1 protein-coding gene is annotated in these 1,456 nt (G+C 68.9%); it reads right to left on the bottom strand.

Translation table 11 applies throughout. From position 1 onward, the window contains the following. Positions 1–178 precede the first annotated feature (178 nt). On the bottom strand, positions 179–1,456 hold a 1,278-nt coding region (locus tag K340_RS0120940; protein WP_029138132.1), incomplete at its 5' end, for an IS1380 family transposase.

Here is a 1,456-nt window from a genome sequence, read left to right as displayed (position 1 = left end):
TAGCCTCGATCTTTCGCGAGTCGGCCGGGTTGGTCTGATGGCGCCGGGTCTTGATCCTTTTCTCCTTCCGTTTGCGGTTGGTGGTGGCTGGTGGTCCGCGTGTCGCCGCGGTTGGTGCGTCGGGTTCCACTGCCCGAGGGGTGGTGCTGCCAGGTCGGGATAGGTCGGGTTCTGATGGTCAGGTCGGTGCTGGGTTCAGCTGTCTGATGGCAGTGGTGATCAGGCGGACCCAGGGTGTGTGCGCCGACAGCCGCAGGTGTACTCGGCGGGATCGTCTGGCGATGCGGCCGGCGATCGAAAACAGGCGTAGCCGCAGCCGTTTCGGTTCCCAGGTGCGTGCTTCGGTGCCTGCCAGGGCGAGCATTTGCAGCCAGCTGGTGAGCTGGCCGGCGAGCTGCACGATCGCGAGCCAGATCCGGTTTTGGGCGAAGTCATGCAGCGGGAAGTTTCGTAGTCCGGTGTCTTTCGCGGCCCGGATACGGTCCTCGCAGCGGGCCCGGCGGCGGTGTCGTAGTTCCAGGTCGGCCAACTGTCCGCGCCGGGTGTTCGTCGCGAATGCGGTCAACCGGTTCCCGTCCAGGTCGGTGAACCTGAGCTGGGCGCCGGGGTGGGGGCGTTCGGCCCGCACCAACACCCGCATCCCTGGCGGCCAGCTCGTCAGGTCCAGCACCCCGGTCACATCGGCGACCCACGCGCCGTCCCGCTGCACGCCGTCGGCGTTGTAGGCCGGTGTCCATGCCTGGTCGGGTAATGCCTGGATGGCCGCGACGTGTCGTGGGTTCAGACCGAACCCGACCGAGTACTGCAGCCGGCGGGCGGTCAGCCATGTCAGTACCTCATGGGTGCCGCCGGCGCCGTCGGTGCGGATCAACACCTTCCGGCCCGGTCGCGGACCGAACGGCAACTGCCCTAACGCGTCCCGGATCACGACCAGGTGATCGGCGGCGGTATTCGCACCCGCGTTCCCCGCCCGCAACAAGCCCGCAACCGGCTCGCCGGTGCCGCCGGGCCCATGGTCGATGAAGGCGAGCAGCGGATGGAACCCGAAGCCTCGTTTGTAGGTCGGTGCGGCCTGCTGTTTGTCGGAGTGCGAGGTGACCAGGGTGGCATCCAGATCGATCACGACCGGCGCCTCGGCCGACGCGGAATGGACCGGTGACGCCTCACCGGCCAGCGCCCACACCCGTTGCCGCACCGCCGATGTCGCGGAGTTGATCGCCGCCAGCACCCGGCCGGCGTCAGCGGCGAGCCGGTCGACAGTGCGTGACACCGTCGGGTCGGAGGCCACCGGGCCGAACACTGCTGGTTCGGCGCGGAGCACCGCGACGTCGGCCAGGCAGTCCCCACCCAACGCGAGACCGATCGCCAAGTCCAGCAGGACCTTCCCCGGATCGTGCACCGCCCCGTCCAGGCGCCACGGCAACAGTGCCTGCGACAAGGCCCGATCCAGACCGGC

The sequence above is a fragment of the Nakamurella lactea DSM 19367 genome (genome assembly GCF_000426645.1).
Classification (GTDB): Bacteria; Actinomycetota; Actinomycetes; order Mycobacteriales; family Nakamurellaceae; genus Nakamurella; species Nakamurella lactea.
This window is presented reverse-complemented; position numbering and strand designations above follow the sequence as displayed.